The sequence below is a fragment of the Paraliobacillus ryukyuensis genome (genome assembly GCF_003315295.1).
GTDB lineage: Bacteria > Bacillota > Bacilli > Bacillales > Amphibacillaceae > Paraliobacillus > Paraliobacillus ryukyuensis.
Map to the genome: position 1 here is coordinate 170,270 of NZ_QNRI01000003.1, position 17,472 is coordinate 187,741.

The following is a 17,472-nucleotide window of genomic DNA, read 5'->3' on the forward strand; positions in this document are numbered from 1 at the left end:
GCAGATGCTACACGTCAAGGGCGGTGATGAAACAATATACTACGAATGCAACCAGGATAAATGAATGACAACCAATGCCAAGAAAAAGAAGAACATTTTCCAACAAATTCAAGATACAGATGATACAATTGTGGGCAGAGGTGGCATTACATTTTTGTGTTATTAGATTTATATAAGCGGGAAATTATTGGACACAACGCAGGTCCTTAGGTATTGTTTTTTTAATAGTTATCAGTTGTCTTGAGATATTAAAAAAACAAAGTGCTAAGATCTACATTTGTAGTTCCTGGGGAGTCTATTACAGTTATTTTACAGTATTCAGAGTTTATCACAAAATCTAAGTTATTTGCCTCACCTGAATGTAATGCTATTATTGAGTTTTTTAAGACTTTTTTTGAATCGGTTACACTTAGTTGGACAAGTTAGTTAAGTTTTTTATTATAAAATAATATGATAGAACACATCAAGGTCTGTACAACTATTTTCATTTTGTTGTTCCAAAAACTGGTTTTCTTAGCGCATTCACATAATATTGAATAACAGTAGCAGTGAGGTCACCCATCATCAGCATCCTTAGAATAACAACAATCATGATCCCTACAACATTCCTCATCTAATTCGTTTCCCACCTTTTTACTAGAGTAGCAAGCTACAGAACCACCACATGATTGTGCACAGCACCTTGAAGGCCCCCATCAAACCGGATCTAAAATAGATAATAGAGCCATCATTCTTGAACAATCAATATTATGCCTATTATATAAATAGAAGAAGGCACAACGAGCAGATAAGTTCCACTAGTTGTGCCTTCTTTATTGCAAAATTCCGATTGCTCTCTAAATGAACTATCCCCTGTTTCCCACACTTACCCTTTAGCTGTTGCTCCGGAACCTGCGTCTACACCGTGATCTTTTGCAGAGGCGCCAGATCCAGCATCTATTTCACCTTCAAGTTTTAGTCCTGTTTGTTTTAAGTACCAATCAACAATCGGTTTAAAGTCAAGAATATATTCATTAATACCTTTATAATTCCCCTCTTCATCACGCATTGCTTGATAATTGTGTACAACAAATTTATCTGGACCATGTGTCGGAACATTTACCCGAACAGCATCTTGCTTACCAGAACGTAGTTGTTGAATAACCCATTCTACACTACCTAGCGAGCGCTCAGGATGGCAAAGCACAAGCGGATTTCCAACCTGTCCAGGAACACGGTCTGCCAGCATATCTGCGGCTTCCTTCGTATAGTTATAATATAAGAATTGATTATTTTCATCCGCAAAGGTTAATTCCATTGGCATTGATGCAAGGAAAGTATTGATTTGATCTACTGTTAAAATACCACGATTTAATTTTACATACGTATTACCTTCAACTGCATTGACTTTCTTTGCAGCTTGTTCAACCCAGTCTTCTGCCGCCATATCAACATCTGCAATCGTAGTATCTATCGCATTCGTTGCATGTAGATCCTCTTTTGGCAACGGCTCTTCTTTAGGTGCTTCTAATCGATTAACTAAGCTAACAAATTTTGTGAACTTCTCTAAAACACTTCCTAAGAATTTGACTGTATTAGCATCTTTTAATTGATCATTCGAATCAAAAGCTTCTTTTACTTTACCTAGTAAAAATTCATTACCCGGCATCACGATCGCATTTACTCCAGGGGCATCTAGGATTTGACGCAAGTGTAGTTGCGCACGAGATGAACCTTGATTAAAATAGGAAGCTCCTACAATCATTACAGGTTTCCCATCAAATGGATGAATATTAAATGATAACCATTCCAGAACACTTTTTAAACCAGAAGGGATTGTATGATTGTGCTCTGGTGTTGCAATAATGACACCATCAGCATCTAAAATTGCTTTGTTTATTTTTTGAATAGGTTCACTATGTGTCTGGTCATTACTTTGATTAAACATGGGTATATCTTTAATTTCAACTATTTCCAATTCGAATAGATCTTGATATTTTGTTTTGATAAAGTGAAGTAGTTTTCGATTGTACGATTTTTCTGCATTTGATCCGACAATTCCTACAAATTTCATATTAATCACACTCCTATTTTATTGATTTTCCCAAGAAAAGTTTGCAGCAGCTTTTTTATTACTACCATGTGCATGTACTAATTGATTGACAATATTTACAAAAACAAGAAAATCATCAAATAGATTTGAAAGCTCTTCGGTTTTTTCAAGATCTTTTAAGTTATTTTCTTCATCAAAGGATTGTAGCGAATGGTTTAAGAGAAACTCTGAGCTTGGCATAATTCGTGCTTTTAATTCTGGTGAATCAAGCATATGACGTAAGTGTGCTTGTGCACGTGAAGAACCTAGCGTGCCGTAAGAAGCGCCCGTAATCATAACAGGTTTATCAACAAACGGATAAATCCCATAAGACAACCAGTTTAATGCACTCATAAGTGATGCTGGAACTGCATGATCATACTCAGGTGTACTTATAATAACGCCATCAGCTTGTTCTATCTTATCTGCCACTTCTTTTACAAGTGGCGGTAATGTTTTATCTTCTGGTTTATTAAAAAGTGGTAAATCTTTAATCTCAACAATTTCGATTGTAGCTTTTTCACTAAAATGTTGTTTCATAAATTGTAATAACTGACGATTGGTAGACTTATCAGAATTCGTTCCAACTAGACCGATAAAATGATTCATAATATTTTTCTTCCTCTCCTTGTTAATCCATGATTTTTAATGTAGAAGTAAAAGGGGTTATTTTTCCTTTTAATCCTTTTGATATATATATATTAGAATCGTTTGTGATAACTATCGATTCAATATTTGTTAAAGTATTCACAATTGAGACTATCTCTTTAGCGGGATACCCAAAAAGGCGCGTTGTCCAGATTTCACCATCAATCGAAGCAGATGAAACAATAGTTAAACTAGTAACATCCGTTTTGATAGGGTAACCCGTTTTGGGATCAAAAATATGATGAAAACTTTTACTATCGTGTTTTAGCTTACGTTCGTAAACACCAGATGTAACAACAGATTGATTTAAAGTATCGACTGCAAGTAAGTAGTGATGTCGTTCTTTTTTTGGATCTTGAATACCGATACGATATTCACCTGATTTACGCGTTGATGATAAACCAGTTGAAAGAAAGTTTCCGCCTAAATTAATATAGGCTGTCTTTACTTTATGTTGTCTTAACTTTTGGATAACTTGATCGGCGATAAAGCCTTTTGCTAAAGCTCCTAAATCAATTTCCATGCCCTTTTGTGGTAAAAAAACGGTCCTATTTTCATCATGTAATTGTATTTGATTTGGATCTGTTAATTTCAGAACAGTGTTTATTTGATAGTCTGTAGGCTTCCTTGCATCGTTAAAGCCGATATGCCATATCTTAATTAATGGTCCAAGAGCAATATTTAAAAAGCTGTTTTCAGCAGTACTGTGCAATTTTCCTATTTTAATTAGATGATACAATTCTGGGTGAACAGAAATGGGTGTAATACCTGCCTGCTGATTAACCGCCATTAATTCAGATTGTAACTGATTTGCACTAAACCGTTTATCATAAACTTTTAAATCATCTATTACCTGGTTTATAAGCTGCTTACTCTCACCGCTGTCAATCATAAGATCGATAATTGTTCCCATCATATGAACGGATGTTTCTGACCGAGGCATATAAACCCTCCTTTTTCAAAAATCTACATGTCAAGAAGAACAGATTGCTCAAGATCGATAAGTTCAGCAAGTGCAATTTCATTTCGGTTCACTTTTGAGTAAGCACGAGCATCATAAATTAACTCTAAGATCTTATCTTTCGATTCCTTTTTTAAAATAGCGTTTTTGGCAAGTTGAATTGCAGCACGCGCTAAATAATACGTAACATGGTTATCAGAACAAATAGTAACAGCGTAGTTTAAGAGCGCATCACTTATTTCAAGCTCCTCAATAGTTGAGTAAAACACCCCGCATTGAAATACAATATTTAGTACCCGCCATGTCCCCTCCATATTTTGAACTGGATAATTATAAATCTTCTCAAGTACTTTGTTAAAGTAAAATTCAGCTTTAGACAAGTCATTTTCTCGGGCGTACACCATACCAATTCCAGTATAAGCCAGTAACCGAAAGATTAAAGAGTCCTTCGTTTCTTCTTCTAGTAGAACTTGATCAAAGGTAAAAAGTATATCCATAATCGGCTGTTGCCGGAAAATCATAATAAATCCATTTAAATAGTAATAACGAAATGATACATGTTCGTCTTCAATTGTTTCAATATCGATACTATTGATTAGCTGATACGCTTCTTCATATTTACTTGTGATTAAATAGAATTCAGCTTTATTCATTTTTTCAACTACTTCAGAATAGCGCACACCTACTATTGGAAATAACTCGCTAAGTGGCAAATTTATTCTATTGCAAAGCTTAATTAATATTTTTAAATTCGGTAATTGACCATTATTTTCAAACCGGCTAAGTGTTGCTTGCGTACAAATGCCGTCTGCAAGTTCACTTTGTGTTAACCCGCGAGCTTTACGAGCATCAATAAACCACTGAATATTCAATTACTGTGCTCCTTTCTGAGTAGTTAAATAAAGTTAGGGTAAGTACTACAAAAAAGGAATAATTTACCCTTGTGCTTTTATTCACATGTGTTTCATTGCCTAAATTATACATCTACATAAAAAAAGCGTCAACTTATATATAAAAATTTATATATAAGTTGTTTCATTATGTCAAATTATTGAACAAAACTAACCAATTAGCCCGTTATCATCTTCTACCGAACGAAAAATCCTCTTTATAAGAATCGACTTTAATATATATTCGGTATAAAATATTATAAATAAAAATATATAAAAAACGCTGACCAAGTATATGGCCAACGTTAGATTTAGTTTGTAGATTGCAATGCTTCTTCACGAAATTTAATATATTTTCTTCATTTCAAGTTCTGATACTACGTCAAGAAAATAGACACAGATTTCTACCACGCTTCGCTTGGTGGCCTTCATAAAAAAAATTTAAATTTATAGAGATTTAAACTTTTTTATGAAGGAGAAATCAAGCAGCGATTTTTCTGTACATTTATTCAAATTCATTCGGTGTGTAATAACTTAATGTCGAATGAATTCGCTTTGAATTGTAAAAGAACTCAATGTATTCAAATTGCTTCTTCTCTTGTTTTATACTTTAGTTGATAAACCAGCTCACGCTTTAAAATTCCGTCAAAGGACGCAATACAAGCGTTGTCATAACAGTTTCCTTTCCTACTCATGCTGCCAATCATATTGTACTTTTTTAATAGATTCTGATATTCACAAGAGGCGTATTGAACACCACGATCTGAATGATGAACCAATCCTTTTCCAGGTTTTTGGCGTTTGTATGCCATCTTTAACGCTGAGATAACTAATTCTTTGGTCATATTTTTACCCATAGCCCATCCTACTATCTTGCAAGAATACAAATCCATTAAGGTCGCCAAATACAACCAGCCCTCATTTGTTGGAATGTAAGTAATATCTGGAACCCAGAACTCGTTAGGTTTACTCGCTTTAAACTGTCGATTTAAGACATTTTCACTTACTGGATGATGATGCTTAGAATTAGTCGTAGCTTTGTATTTCTTGACTGTACAAGACTTCCATTGATTCTTTGTCATAATCCGAGAGACTGTACGATCACTTACGTTCATACCGCGCTTTTTTAGTGTTTTCGCAATTTTAACACTGCCATAACGTTGTTTGAATTCAAGGTGAGTCTTTACTATCTCTTGTGAGAGTTTTTCATGTTTCTTTTGTCTTTCACTTTTAGGCCGATTTAACCATTTAAAGTATCCATGCTTGGAAACTCCCAAAACATTGCACATCTTCTCCACTCGGAATTGGGAGCGATTTTTATAAATGAATTCATACTTTACCGAGGGGCTTTCGCGAAGTAGTGCATCGCCTTTTTTAAGATGTCATTCTCCTCCTTGAGATCACGTATTTCCTTTCGAAGTGCTCTCAATTCAGCTTCAGCAGTAGAGAATGTTTGAACAGACTTTACCGCTGGTTCTTGGCCATATTTCTTAATCCAGTTATATAAAGTATTTTCATTAACATCCATTTCTCTAGCTACTTGAGCCACAGATATGTTCAGATAAATTTGTAATTCATTATAAGCATTTCCTTTAATATCCCTTTAAGTAAGTCCCCCAATTATATTAATCTTACGTTTTCTTTTAAAATAGTTAATTCATTCTTGCTTTTGTCGCCTTTGAAAGCGGGTAACTTTTTCACGATTTCCGCATATTTTCATTGAACACCATTTTCGCCTTCCGCGAGTATCGATAAACAATAAAACGCAACTAGGATTCGCACAACGATGTATAGAAGATAATTTATTCCTTGTATAAAGTTTAATGGCATCCAATGCTACTAGTGAAATTAAAACATTAGATGGTTGTCCAATGGGAACAGGTATTAACTCTTTATTTTCTACCTTATAAGTGAAAGGTGCCTTTTCGATAACTGTTTCTAAATAATTAATCCATCCTTCAGAAAGATCTTCTCCATCGGCTAAACTTTCATATCCTTTACGTAAAAATGAGCGGATCTCTCTTAAGGTTGGTAAGACCTGACTAGCCCACTCTTCTACATTTTCTGAAATTTGTTTTGTTTGAAGAATATTCTCCTCTAGTAAAGTATTCACCCAATTAATTACATCTTCTGATTTTGTCAACAAATCATACCGGGTTCCATTCCGAACTACTTCTGTATTTACCAAATCCAAAGATATATAACCAGAAATTAGTGGGAAGTTACTTTCCCTAATCATTATAATCCCTCATTTCTAAAACATTTTTATATTAACCTATTGTAACACACTTGACAGGTTAATTATAATTGTATATCGTATTAACCATTAAAACCATAATTTAATGGTTAATAAATTTATAGGAGGAGATTTTATGCAACATTCTTTTATGGGGAATCGAGTTATTCTGATTACATTTATCACACTTATGGGAGCATTTGGCCTAAACTTGACAGCAGGGCAGTTTTTTGCGCCACTGAATATCACCTACGGATGGGACTTAACAACCCTTAGTTTAGCAGTGTCTCTCAATATGATAACTTGGGGAATTTTCCAACCAATTATGGGGAAATTGATTGATAAATTTGGTCCTAAGTGCGTAATCGCCAGTAGTGCAGCGTTAATGGGAATTGCATTTTTGCTATCCGCAACAATCACTGAAGTGTGGCAATTCTTTATTTATTATGGCGTTTTTACAGCAATTGGTTTTGCAGGCTGTGGTTCTATGGCCAACTCAGTATTAGTTTCGAGATGGTTTGTGAAGAAACGGGCTAAAATGCTTTCCAGAAGTTCAATGGGAATGAACATTGGTCAACTTTTACTACTACCTTTAACTGGTTATCTAATTGCCAACACTGGTTTCCGCTCTGCATTTGTGGTACTTGGAATGATTATTGTGATTGTTGTTGTGCCTTTAGTTTTATTTACAGTTAAAAATAATCCAGAAGATGTTGGTCAATTGCCTGATGGAGATTCTAAGGCAATATTTTCACCACCTCAAAATGCAAAATTGTCAGAGGCATTAAGAAGTGGTCAGTTCTGGATCGCAAGCCTAGGATTTGCTTCTTGTGGTTTTACACTATACTTAGTAACCATGCATCTTCCAAATTTCGCAGTTGATTTGGGAGGGGATACTTCAGGGGGGAAATTACTGGGTATTGCTGCTCTCGCGAGTGCAGTTTCAATGTTTGTAACTGGACAATTAACTCGTAATTTTGGAAAGAAAAAATTATTGATTATTCTTTATATTATTCGCCTGATAGCATTTATTTGGCTGGCAATATCACCGGGAATATGGCAGTTATATGTATTTTCAATTATTTATGGGGTTTCATCAATGCCAATCATTCCACTAGTAACGGGGATTATTGGTGATCGATTTGGTAAAAATGCAATGGGAAGTATTTTAGGGTTTAGTTGGCTTCTTCATCAAATATTTGCTGCATTAGGTGTATTCCTTGGTGGGTACCTTCGAACAGTAAGTGGGGATTACTCTTATGCATTTGGAATGGGTGGCTTAATATTAGCAATCGGTGCAGTAATTACATTTTTTATGGAAAATGATAATGTCTATTTGCAAACCAAAACTATTAAGGCACAATAAAAATAAAGGGAGGGAAGTTATTTAATGAATAGTTATCCAATAAATCAATTACATTTTGCGCGAAAGAGCACAATTAATTACATTAAAGATATAAACGAAAGTAACTTAGAAATTATACCTTTGGGGCTAAATAATAATATTAAATGGAATTTAGGACACATGTACACTGTAATGGATAAATTTTGTTTCCAACTCATTGGTGAAAATTCAAGACTTCCAGAGAATTTTGATAAACTATTTGCTCCCGGAACTTCACCTAAAGAATGGCATATGAATACTCCAAAAAAGGATGAATTGATTCATTTATTAAATAAACAAATAAGTAAGGTTGATTCTTTATTATATGGTCGAATGGATGAAAAAATTGAGCAACCATATACTACATCTACTGGCCTTGAATTAAGATCAGTAGGAGAGTTAATTAGTTTTTGTCTATATCATGAAGGAATGCATTTTGCGACAATTAAAAATATAACTAGTTTAATTAACAACATAAGATCCTAAGAAATATAGATAATTGGGTATTAGATATAATAATTACCTTTCTGTTTCTATACTTATTCGGTGCCATCGTGTTACTCGAAAAATTCAATAATTGGCACATTTTATATCAAAGATAGCAATTAACGACCAAAAGACATCATAATCAATAAAGGGGCTCTATGCAATATCCCCCTTTATTGTAATTTACAATTTATCTAGCCACCCCTTACTAATCAAAATTTCCAGCCTTTGTTTTACCACTATTTGTGATACGGTTCCCCTCGATTAATCCGAAATCCTCGATAAATCTGCTCCACCAACACTAACCGCATCAGCTGGTGCGGCAAGGTCATTTTCGAAAAGGATAAGGCAAAATCACTGCGCTTTCGCACCGCTTCACTCAAGCCTAGCGAGCCACCAATTACAAACGCAATCTTGCTTTTCCCGTGGATGGCTAGTTCATCCATTTTCTGAGCTAGTCCTTCAGAGGTGAGCTGTTTGCCTTGAATTTCTAAGGTGATTACGTAGCTATCTGGGTTAATTTTGGCTAAGATTCGCTCGCCTTCTTTGTTCATTACTTCTGTCATTTGTGCATCACTTAGATTTTCTGGTGCTTTTTCGTCTGGGACTTCTACTAAGTTGATTGTCGCATAGCTACCCAAACGTTTGACGTATTCTTCAAAGCCTTGTTTTAAATATTTTTCTTTTAGTTTTCCCACACTAATAATTGTAATATTCATCCGGTCAACCTCCAACACAACTCGTCTAATACTTACTCGCCTTTTTCATTTAATTCATGTAAAGATTTTAGCATTTTCATTAAGGTATCTTTTAATTTTTCCACTTCGGCTGGTTCGGCGTCGACATTTTCCAGAAGGCGGGCTGGGATGCATGCGGCATCTTCTTTTGCTTTTTTTCCTGTTTCTGTTAAAGTTACGACTACTTTTCGTTCGTCCTCTGCTGAACGTTTACGTTCAATTAAGTCATTGTCTGCCATCCGCTTCAACATTGGCGTTAATGTTCCAGAGTCGAGGTATAGTCGACTACCTAATTCTTTGACCGTGATACCGTCTTGTTCCCACAGCACTAATAAAACCAAGTATTGTGGATAGGTGATATTTAGTTCTTCTAATAATGGACGATAACGTTTGGTCATTTCGCGTGTTGTTGCATATAAAGCAAAGCATATTTGATCTTCTAATTTTATCATTTGATCTGTCATTGTTTATCACTCCTGGGATCATTATAGCAAAAAATAATTTGTTTGACTTCATCAATTAAATTGTGTACAATTCAATTGTAAACAATTTAATTAACCAAAAATTATTGGAGGGTTTTATATGGTAAACGCGCTTTATACTGCAAAATCAACTGCTGAAGGTGGACGTAAAGGAACGGTTCAATCGTCAGATGGAAATTTGAATCTAAATTTATCTATGCCTAAAGGACTTGGTGGAACGGAAGATGCAGGTACAACCAATCCGGAACAATTATTCTCTGCTGGTTATGCTGCTTGCTTTGACAGTGCCCTACAAATGGTGGCAGGTCAAGCAAAGAAAAATATCTCATCTAAAGTGACCGCAGAAATTAGTATCGGCCAAGTAGAAGGTGGATTTGGTCTATCAGCAAAACTTCATGCGGAAATCTCAGGTGTATCACAAGACGAAGCAGTAGAATTAGTAAAAGCTGCACATCAAGTGTGCCCTTACTCAAATGCAACACGCGGAAACATTGATGTCGAAATTAGTGCAACTGCTGTTTAATCGATCACTTAATCAATAAAAAGTAAATATACCTCACGCTGCTATTTTACGAATTTACAATAGAAAAGCCGCTTCTTTCACCCTCGGACAAGAAGCGGCTTTTATCATTTTTCAAATTCTCCATTGTTAATGAACGTTCTGCTCGTTTAAAAGCCATTTTACAGATCTTACTAACTTTCTTTATTATCATTCATTATGATAATTCCATTAATTGAGATATTCAATGTTTATTGTTCATATAATTTGTTTCGTATAAATTAGATGATTAATAAGGGACTATATACACTTATGCTTTGTTTTAGTTGATTTTCCTAACCTTTACATTTTTTTTATTACCATGTAATCTATAACGTATAGAATAACCTTCACATACAGGATGTGACCTAATTGAGAACAAATGATGTAATTGATCGTGCTAGAAGCAAAGTGATTGAAGCAGTCTCGCATAATATGAATTTATATGGGATTACACCCTCTGCCAGCCGTTTATACAGCCTACTTGCCTTTACCGAGAAACCGCTTACTTTAGATGAGATGAAAGACGAGCTTGGCATGAGTAAAACAAGTATGAGCATTGCGGTGCGAACATTGCTTGATTTAAATATGGTAGAAAAGGTTTGGCGCAAAGGGGTTAGGAAAGATTTATATGTCATTAATGATGAGCCTTATCAACGATTTTTTGACTATTTCCTCTTCAAATGGCGACCAGCTATTAATATGAATGCCAAAGCAACGAAGCAAGCTATTACAGAATTGCAAGCACTATGTGACAACCCCGATACATCTAATGAAGATCGTCAAAAAGCCCAAACGGATCTTACGAAACTAAGAAATTGGCTTCATTACTACGATTGGATCGACCGATTAATCGACAGTTTTGAAACAAAAGAAATTCTAGATTTTATACCTTTACATGAGGAGCTGGATGAAGAAGCCGTACAAGACGGAGTAGGAACAGATAATCTTAACAACGAGTGACTGTAGCAAGATAGAAAGAAACAAGGTCCCACTTTCGTACTCATAGTGGAACCTTGTTTCTTCTATAACATCCCGTTTATCATTTCAATAAATTGACCGTTATCTTCACATTGAATGAGTTGTTTTACTTTTTGTTCATCTTCAATAATATCAATTAAATGTTCATACATATGATTTAGGTCTGTTTTCTTATCTTCTCCAATGCTTAATAAACACACAAATTGCACACGATTTCCTTCCCAATCAATTGGTTTTTTCAACGTACAAATGGTCCAGAATGTTTCAGGACTGAAAGGTTCTAATGGATGCGGAACAGCAACCATATTTCCAAAGCTAGTAGTAGATAATCGTTCTCTTTCCAAAACAGAGTGACAAAATGATGCAGTGACATAGCCAGCTGTCACTAATTTCTCTGATAAGTACTGTATAACGGCTTCTTTTGTTTGCAGATCTTTATGAAGAAAGATTAAATCCTCTTTTAAAAATCCTCTTTTATTCTTATTGATGCTCTGGAGATAATGACCGATATGCTGCAAATCCTCTGATCCTAATATCGTATTCACATAGAGAACAGGGATAGGTAGTTTGGTTTCGATAGGAATCGTCGTAATAATAAAATCAATCTGTGCTAGCGATACTTCATTAAATCGATAGTAATCAATCGTGTCCACTACTTGTAGTTGATTAGGATATTTGGATTGCAATCGATATTTGAGTAACATCGCACTTCCCGAACCAGTTGCGCAAACAATAATGCAACGCTTAACACCTTGTTCCATCTTTTTTCTAAAAATTGCTAAACCAATATGCAATGCTATATAACCAATTTCATCTTCATCGATGGTAATCGCTAATCTTTCTTGCAATACTTTACTTGCTAATACTGCTGCTTCAAATGCCAACGGATATTTAGCTTTTATCTCATCAAGCATTGGATTCCTTAGATTCATGCCATATCGGAGTCGGTTTACGGCCGGTTGTAAATGTAGTCCCAAAGCAATAAATAGTTCGTGATCTTCTACTAACTGTAATTTTAAACGTTCATCAACCTTGAAGATGATCTCTTTTATTGCTTCTCTTACATCATGGTCAACAAATGCATCAAACTCTTGTGGAGGAATGTTTATCTTTGCTATTTTTTTCGTTCCTAGTAAATGAATCGCGATATAGGCTATTTCTGATTCTGGAAAAGATACGTGTAAAGCTGCTTCGATTTTTGCGACAATTTGTTTCGCCACTTGATACTCCATAAGGTGATAGATTTCTTCCACCTCTTCTTGTGCAAGCAGAACATATTTTTCACTAGTGATTCGCTTACAAGCAATAGCAAAATGAATACTTAAATTATTTAATGCAACATCGGACATCTCGATTTTATTTGCTTTTACTTCTTGTAAAATAATCGTATAAATTTTATCTATTTCTTCTTTTGGAAGAATGTCGTCACTATGATGCGTTTCAATAGGAACTTTTGTGCGATTAAATACGTACTCGGAGATACAAAACCTTACTTGCATTTCATCGCCTATTACCTTTATGCCATAATGTGGCTTACTTTCCAACGTCAGTTTAAACCGTTTGAGTATTTGCTTTATCTCAATTAAATCATAATGATTCAATGTGGACTTACTTATATATAATTCATCTGCAATGTCATCCAATTTAATATAACCATTTGCTAAAAGGAGCTTTCTAAGAATAAAAATCACACGCTCTTCAGGAGAAGCAGGTGTGTCATTAGAAAGTGACTTCTCAGACATGTTTTGTAAAAAATCTTTAAATCTACTATTGTCGCTTACTTCTAACTGATACCCTTTTCCTCTGGTAGATTTAATAAATCCGCCACTTTTGAATAACACTTCGTTTAGTGCCTTTATATCATTTCGAATTGTTCGTGAAGTTACTTGTATTCGATCTGCTAATTTATTACTCGTTAATGGAGCACTTGTCGCCATTAATTCTTTTAATATTACTTTCATTCTACTAGTTAGTATCGTTATCACTCCCTTTCTTTTCCAAAAGAAAGCTAGTATTTTACTTTTTTCTTAACTATAAATTATTTCCAAACACATAACAACAAATTCAGACAATTTTTTTATTTAATAAACTAGCTTATTAATTTCCATACGTATTTGCTTTAATAATTATATGAGAAGGTAATAGGAATTACTTAAGAAAATGATAATAGCACGACACTTTCCTTCACTACAATAGCAATAGAAGGACACCGATGCGTCCTCCTATCGCAAACTCTATCTCACTTTTACACTCCAATTAAATAATCGATTCTCCGCCTTGTTCTTGTTTTACTAGTTTACTATCGTACATCTTAATAAACGGTAGCCAAATGAGGAATGCTACAGCAGTACAAATCACTGCAAGAACAACTGCCATTAGGTCGCCCCCCGTACTAATAAAGGCACCTGCACCGATTGGTGTCGGCCAAGGCATTTGGGCAATTATTGGCTCGACTAGTTGAAGCTTAATCGCCCAATAAGCGATAGAGGCTGTTACCATTGGTGCTAAAAAGAACGGTATCGCCAAAAATGGGTTATAAACAATTGGCAAACCAAAGATTAACGGTTCATTAATATTAAAGAGACTAGGAGCAAGCGCTGCCTTTCCTAAAACTTTTAATTGTGATGACTTAGCTAAGAAGGCAATAAAGAATACTAACCCTAAGGTACTACCAGAACCACCAACGATAACAAAGGAATTGTTAAATTCACCTGCAAATGGAATCGTTGCTCCAGCAATATTAGATTGCATGTTCGCTAACACGATAGGTGTTAAAAACCCAAACACAATAGTCGCACCATGTATTCCCACAATCCAAAGAGCGTGGACGAGGAAGAAGATAACTAAAATACCAAGCCAGCTATTCGCTAAGTTAACAACAAACCCAAAAGGAACCGCTATCATTTTAAAAATATCTGTACCTAATGCAATGAGCGCGCCATTAATAACTAATACTACAATAGCAACAAAGAATGCTGGAATTAATGCTGTGAACGATCTAGATACACCTTCAGGTACTGCTTCAGGCATTTTTATAACCCAATTTCGTTTCACACAAAGTCGATATAATTGTACAGCCACAATGGCCATAAGAATTGCGGTAAATATTCCTGTTGCTCCTAGACGACTTACACCATCACCAACTATTTCCCATCCAAATACAATTGCGTTACCATCTTCACCCGATTGTTCAACTAATGACATGGTACCATCTTCTAATACCAATTGCGGAATCGTAATGAAAAATGCAAGCAGGGAAAGTAGTGCACCATTTAATGGATTTAAATTTAACGATTCTTCTTCGGCATAAATCTTCGTATATTCATAACCAATCACTAAGCCAAAATATAGCGCGAGTATGCCCATCGTTGCTTTATTTGCTAACATATATAAATCACTTATTCGAAAAAATGTAGCATTATAAAAACCTTCTAAAAACGTAAATGTTTGCGGCAACACATTAAATACCAGAAACATCGAACCAACAATTACAAATGGTATCGAAGCCATCCCTGCTGCCATGATTGCACGAACGACTCGAAAGGAAGCAATTTTACCCATAGGGCCCATCAGATACTTTTCCAATAATGCGAATACTTTATTGTTTTCTGTTTCCATCATAATACCCCTTTTCTTTAATAATTAATTAATCGCCTCTTCATAATGTTTCATTCGTTTAAAATGCTTATCTTCATTTAGTTCAATTTTATTTAGGCGATGAAGCATCCATAAACTTAATGCCATTCCAGCAATTAAAATCGCTGAAATTAGTAAGATAGATTTCCCTTGATAGAGAAAAAAGGGAAATAATGCAGTAAAAGCTGAAGTAAAGAACATCGGTATTAGTAACACTGCATTTGTAGCCAGTAAGATTCTAAAGCAGTACTTTGTTTTTTTCGCAATGTTTGCGTGTTTACTATACATTTTTACCTGTTCTGATGTACTAATCACCAATACAACAAGTAATGATAATGGGATGAAATATAGCCGTGAATCACTCATTAACAAAGCCATGAACCAATATAAATTTGTGAAAAAGAATAAGGCGGAAACATATCGGACAAGTAAATATCGATTAAAGTACATCGTTTTGATACTTAAATTTTTTCGATTTTGTTCTATTTGCGCCATTTCATTGTTCTTCATATGCAAATCCCTCATTTGTTCATTTTGTGCTTCATCTCCTACAAGAAGTGTAGGATGGTGAAGCAGCTGTATAAAAACGGTTTTAACTAATTATTATTCCTTTGGAAGTTCTTCTAAAATGACATTACCAAGTTTCTCTACCCCCATAGGAATTGGAACGTAAGCTTGCGGTGGAATATTTGCGACGTGTTTACCGACTCGATCACCAGCCTCTTTAAATTTTTTATAATGCATTTTTGTTTGTGGACTAATTAAAAATAAATTAAAATCACTTGATTCAATCATGTTACTTCCTTCTGTAGCAGAAGTTGCATCTACTAGAATATCGTGTCCCTTATCTTTTAAAAATGCTGTTGTTTTTTTTGCCATCAAAGATGATGACATGCCTCCTGCACAAATAATTAATACTTTTTGCATGTTACATTCCTCCCGTTAATATGATGAATTACTTAGTTAAAGTTTCTCTCCATTACTTTCAATAACTTCCTTATACCAATAAAAGCTTTTCTTTTTTATGCGACGTAAGTCATGTTCCCCTTCTTCATGTTGGTTCACATAGACAAAACCATAACGCTTCTGGAATCCATTTAACCAGCTAAGGAGATCAGTAAATGACCACACACAATAACCAATGACAGCTACACCATCTGTAATTGCATCTTGAATTGCTACTAGATGGGTGTGTAAATATTCAATACGATAATCATCTTGAATCGTACCATCTGCTTCCACTTGATCATACTCTCCAAGCCCATTTTCACTAATTAAAACAGGTAGCTTGTAGCGGTTGGTAATTCTTCGAAGACCGATCCGTAACCCTTGTGGGTCAATGTTCCAATCCCAGTTGGTTCTTTCTAAATTGTCATTGCTAACTGTTTTATATAACCCGGGTATACCTGAGTCTTCCATCGTTCCTTTCTTTCCAGTTGTATTAAAATTTGCTTCCAGAGTTGCACCATCTAATGGATTTTTTTCATACGTGGTCGTTTGATAATAATTCACCCCCATGAAGTCCGGCTTGCCTTCTTTTAGTAACGCAAGATCACCTTCCTCTATTTGTGGAGCAATTCCTTCCCTTTCTAAATAATTCCAAGTGGCTTTTGGATATTCTCCCCACGCATAGACATCCATCCACCAATGGTTGGTCAATTCTTCCGCATTTTCAGCTGCCAACACATCTTCTGGCTTAGCTGTTGCGGCATAGGCTGGTGAGTATGCAAAACTAGGGCCAATTTTTCCATCTGGAACATACATACGAAATGCTTTAATGGCAGCAGCATTTGCAAGGCTCGCATGGTGGTTCACTTGGTAATACAATTTATCATCTTTTACCCCAGGTGGATGGAGAGCTGTTTGATAGCCTAATCTAGTAAAAATATTTTGCTCATTTAGTGATACCCAATATTTCACACGATCACCAAATGCCTGGAACAGCGTAATACTATAATTTTTAAAATCTTCAACAATCTGCCTAGATTCCCAACCGCCATATTCCTCTTGTAATGCTTGCGGTAAATCCCAATGATAAATAGTAACGATTGGTTCAATATTGTATTTGATCAATTCGTCAATTAGTTGATTGTAGAAATCAATACCTTTTTGATTTACTTCTCCTTTTCCGTTGGGGAAAATGCGCGTCCATGCAATAGAGAAGCGATAGGTCTTCATCCCCATTTCAGCCATTAAGGCAACATCTTCTTTATAGCGGTGGTAATGATCAACAGCCACATCACCGGTTGTTCCTTTAAATGTTTTACCAGGGATTCGAACGAATTGATCCCAATTAGACTTTCCTTTACCATCCACATTCCAAGCACCTTCAATTTGGTACGCAGCTGATGCTGCTCCCCATAAAAAGTCTTGCGGGAATGGTTTATGTTTCTCATGTAACATGTCATGATCACTCCTTCAT

General features: G+C 35.3%; 18 protein-coding genes and 2 pseudogenes. 4 read left to right on the top strand and 16 right to left on the bottom strand.

Going from position 1 to position 17,472, the window contains the following annotated elements; all coding sequences use genetic code 11:
* Positions 1-484: 484 nt before the first annotated feature.
* From DES48_RS16370 to DES48_RS07030, 9 genes and pseudogenes are all read right to left on the bottom strand, one after another.
* A complete protein-coding gene (locus tag DES48_RS16370; protein ID WP_281269228.1) occupies positions 485-613 on the bottom strand; it encodes a hypothetical protein in 129 nt (42 codons plus the stop codon).
* Positions 614-865: 252 nt separating this feature from the next.
* Positions 866-2,053: an NADPH-dependent oxidoreductase gene (locus tag DES48_RS06995; RefSeq protein ID WP_079710211.1), complete on the bottom strand. Its 1,188-nt coding sequence runs from the start codon at positions 2,051-2,053 to the stop codon at positions 866-868.
* 18 nt (positions 2,054-2,071) lie between these two features.
* A complete protein-coding gene (locus DES48_RS07000; RefSeq protein ID WP_079710209.1) occupies positions 2,072-2,680 on the bottom strand; it encodes an NADPH-dependent FMN reductase in 609 nt (202 codons plus the stop codon).
* Between the two features lie 22 nt (positions 2,681-2,702).
* Positions 2,703-3,662, bottom strand: coding sequence for an FAD:protein FMN transferase (locus DES48_RS07005; RefSeq protein ID WP_113868014.1), 960 nt, complete (start codon positions 3,660-3,662; stop codon positions 2,703-2,705).
* Positions 3,663-3,685: 23 nt separating this feature from the next.
* A complete protein-coding gene (locus DES48_RS07010) occupies positions 3,686-4,552 on the bottom strand; it encodes a helix-turn-helix domain-containing protein (protein WP_113868016.1) in 867 nt (288 codons plus the stop codon).
* A 523-nt stretch (positions 4,553-5,075) separates the two neighbouring features.
* Complete coding sequence (locus DES48_RS16585; RefSeq protein WP_113868201.1) at positions 5,076-5,177, bottom strand: IS3 family transposase; 102 nt, start codon at positions 5,175-5,177, stop codon at positions 5,076-5,078.
* Positions 5,152-5,978: pseudogene (locus DES48_RS07020) on the bottom strand (IS3 family transposase); the annotation flags it as partial. The pseudogene DES48_RS07020 and the gene DES48_RS16585, both read right to left, overlap by 26 nt.
* A gap of 36 nt (positions 5,979-6,014) precedes the next feature.
* A pseudogene (locus DES48_RS16590) lies at positions 6,015-6,119 on the bottom strand (transposase); the annotation flags it as partial.
* A gap of 108 nt (positions 6,120-6,227) precedes the next feature.
* Positions 6,228-6,809 carry a CGNR zinc finger domain-containing protein gene (locus DES48_RS07030; RefSeq protein WP_113868022.1) on the bottom strand — a complete coding sequence of 194 codons (582 nt, stop codon included), beginning with the start codon at positions 6,807-6,809 and terminating at the stop codon, positions 6,228-6,230.
* A 133-nt stretch (positions 6,810-6,942) separates the two neighbouring features.
* Here DES48_RS07030 and DES48_RS07035 point away from each other — a divergent pair, with 133 nt between their 5' ends.
* Both DES48_RS07035 and DES48_RS07040 read left to right on the top strand, forming a co-directional pair.
* Entirely contained in the window at positions 6,943-8,172 is a 1,230-nt protein-coding gene (locus DES48_RS07035; protein ID WP_113868024.1) for an MFS transporter, read from the top strand.
* A gap of 24 nt (positions 8,173-8,196) precedes the next feature.
* Positions 8,197-8,676: a DinB family protein gene (locus DES48_RS07040; protein WP_113868026.1), complete on the top strand. Its 480-nt coding sequence runs from the start codon at positions 8,197-8,199 to the stop codon at positions 8,674-8,676.
* A gap of 239 nt (positions 8,677-8,915) precedes the next feature.
* Here DES48_RS07040 and rlmH read toward each other — a convergent pair whose 3' ends face one another.
* A complete protein-coding gene (gene rlmH, locus DES48_RS07045) occupies positions 8,916-9,395 on the bottom strand; it encodes a 23S rRNA (pseudouridine(1915)-N(3))-methyltransferase RlmH (protein WP_113868028.1) in 480 nt (159 codons plus the stop codon).
* 32 nt (positions 9,396-9,427) lie between these two features.
* Positions 9,428-9,877 carry a MarR family winged helix-turn-helix transcriptional regulator gene (locus DES48_RS07050; protein WP_113868030.1) on the bottom strand — a complete coding sequence of 150 codons (450 nt, stop codon included), beginning with the start codon at positions 9,875-9,877 and terminating at the stop codon, positions 9,428-9,430.
* 118 nt (positions 9,878-9,995) lie between these two features.
* Here DES48_RS07050 and DES48_RS07055 point away from each other — a divergent pair, with 118 nt between their 5' ends.
* Entirely contained in the window at positions 9,996-10,418 is a 423-nt protein-coding gene (locus DES48_RS07055) for an organic hydroperoxide resistance protein (protein WP_113868032.1), read from the top strand.
* Positions 10,419-10,805: 387 nt separating this feature from the next.
* Entirely contained in the window at positions 10,806-11,396 is a 591-nt protein-coding gene (locus DES48_RS07060; protein WP_113868034.1) for a GbsR/MarR family transcriptional regulator, read from the top strand.
* A gap of 62 nt (positions 11,397-11,458) precedes the next feature.
* Here the strand turns inward: DES48_RS07060 and DES48_RS07065 are convergent, their stop codons facing one another.
* The 5 genes from DES48_RS07065 to DES48_RS07085 form a co-directional block, all read right to left on the bottom strand.
* Complete coding sequence (locus DES48_RS07065; protein ID WP_113868036.1) at positions 11,459-13,375, bottom strand: BglG family transcription antiterminator; 1,917 nt, start codon at positions 13,373-13,375, stop codon at positions 11,459-11,461.
* Positions 13,376-13,670: 295 nt separating this feature from the next.
* Entirely contained in the window at positions 13,671-15,035 is a 1,365-nt protein-coding gene (celB, locus tag DES48_RS07070) for a PTS cellobiose transporter subunit IIC (RefSeq protein WP_245911326.1), read from the bottom strand.
* 21 nt (positions 15,036-15,056) lie between these two features.
* Positions 15,057-15,560 (bottom strand): hypothetical protein, encoded by a 504-nt coding sequence (locus tag DES48_RS07075; RefSeq protein WP_079710168.1) that lies wholly within the window; start codon positions 15,558-15,560, stop codon positions 15,057-15,059.
* 93 nt (positions 15,561-15,653) lie between these two features.
* The gene (locus DES48_RS07080) at positions 15,654-15,977 is read right to left on the bottom strand and encodes a PTS cellobiose transporter subunit IIB (protein WP_079710166.1); all 324 of its coding nucleotides are present in this window, start codon (positions 15,975-15,977) and stop codon (positions 15,654-15,656) included.
* Positions 15,978-16,013: 36 nt separating this feature from the next.
* Entirely contained in the window at positions 16,014-17,453 is a 1,440-nt protein-coding gene (locus tag DES48_RS07085; protein WP_113868038.1) for a glycoside hydrolase family 1 protein, read from the bottom strand.
* Between the last annotated feature and the right edge of the window lie 19 nt (positions 17,454-17,472).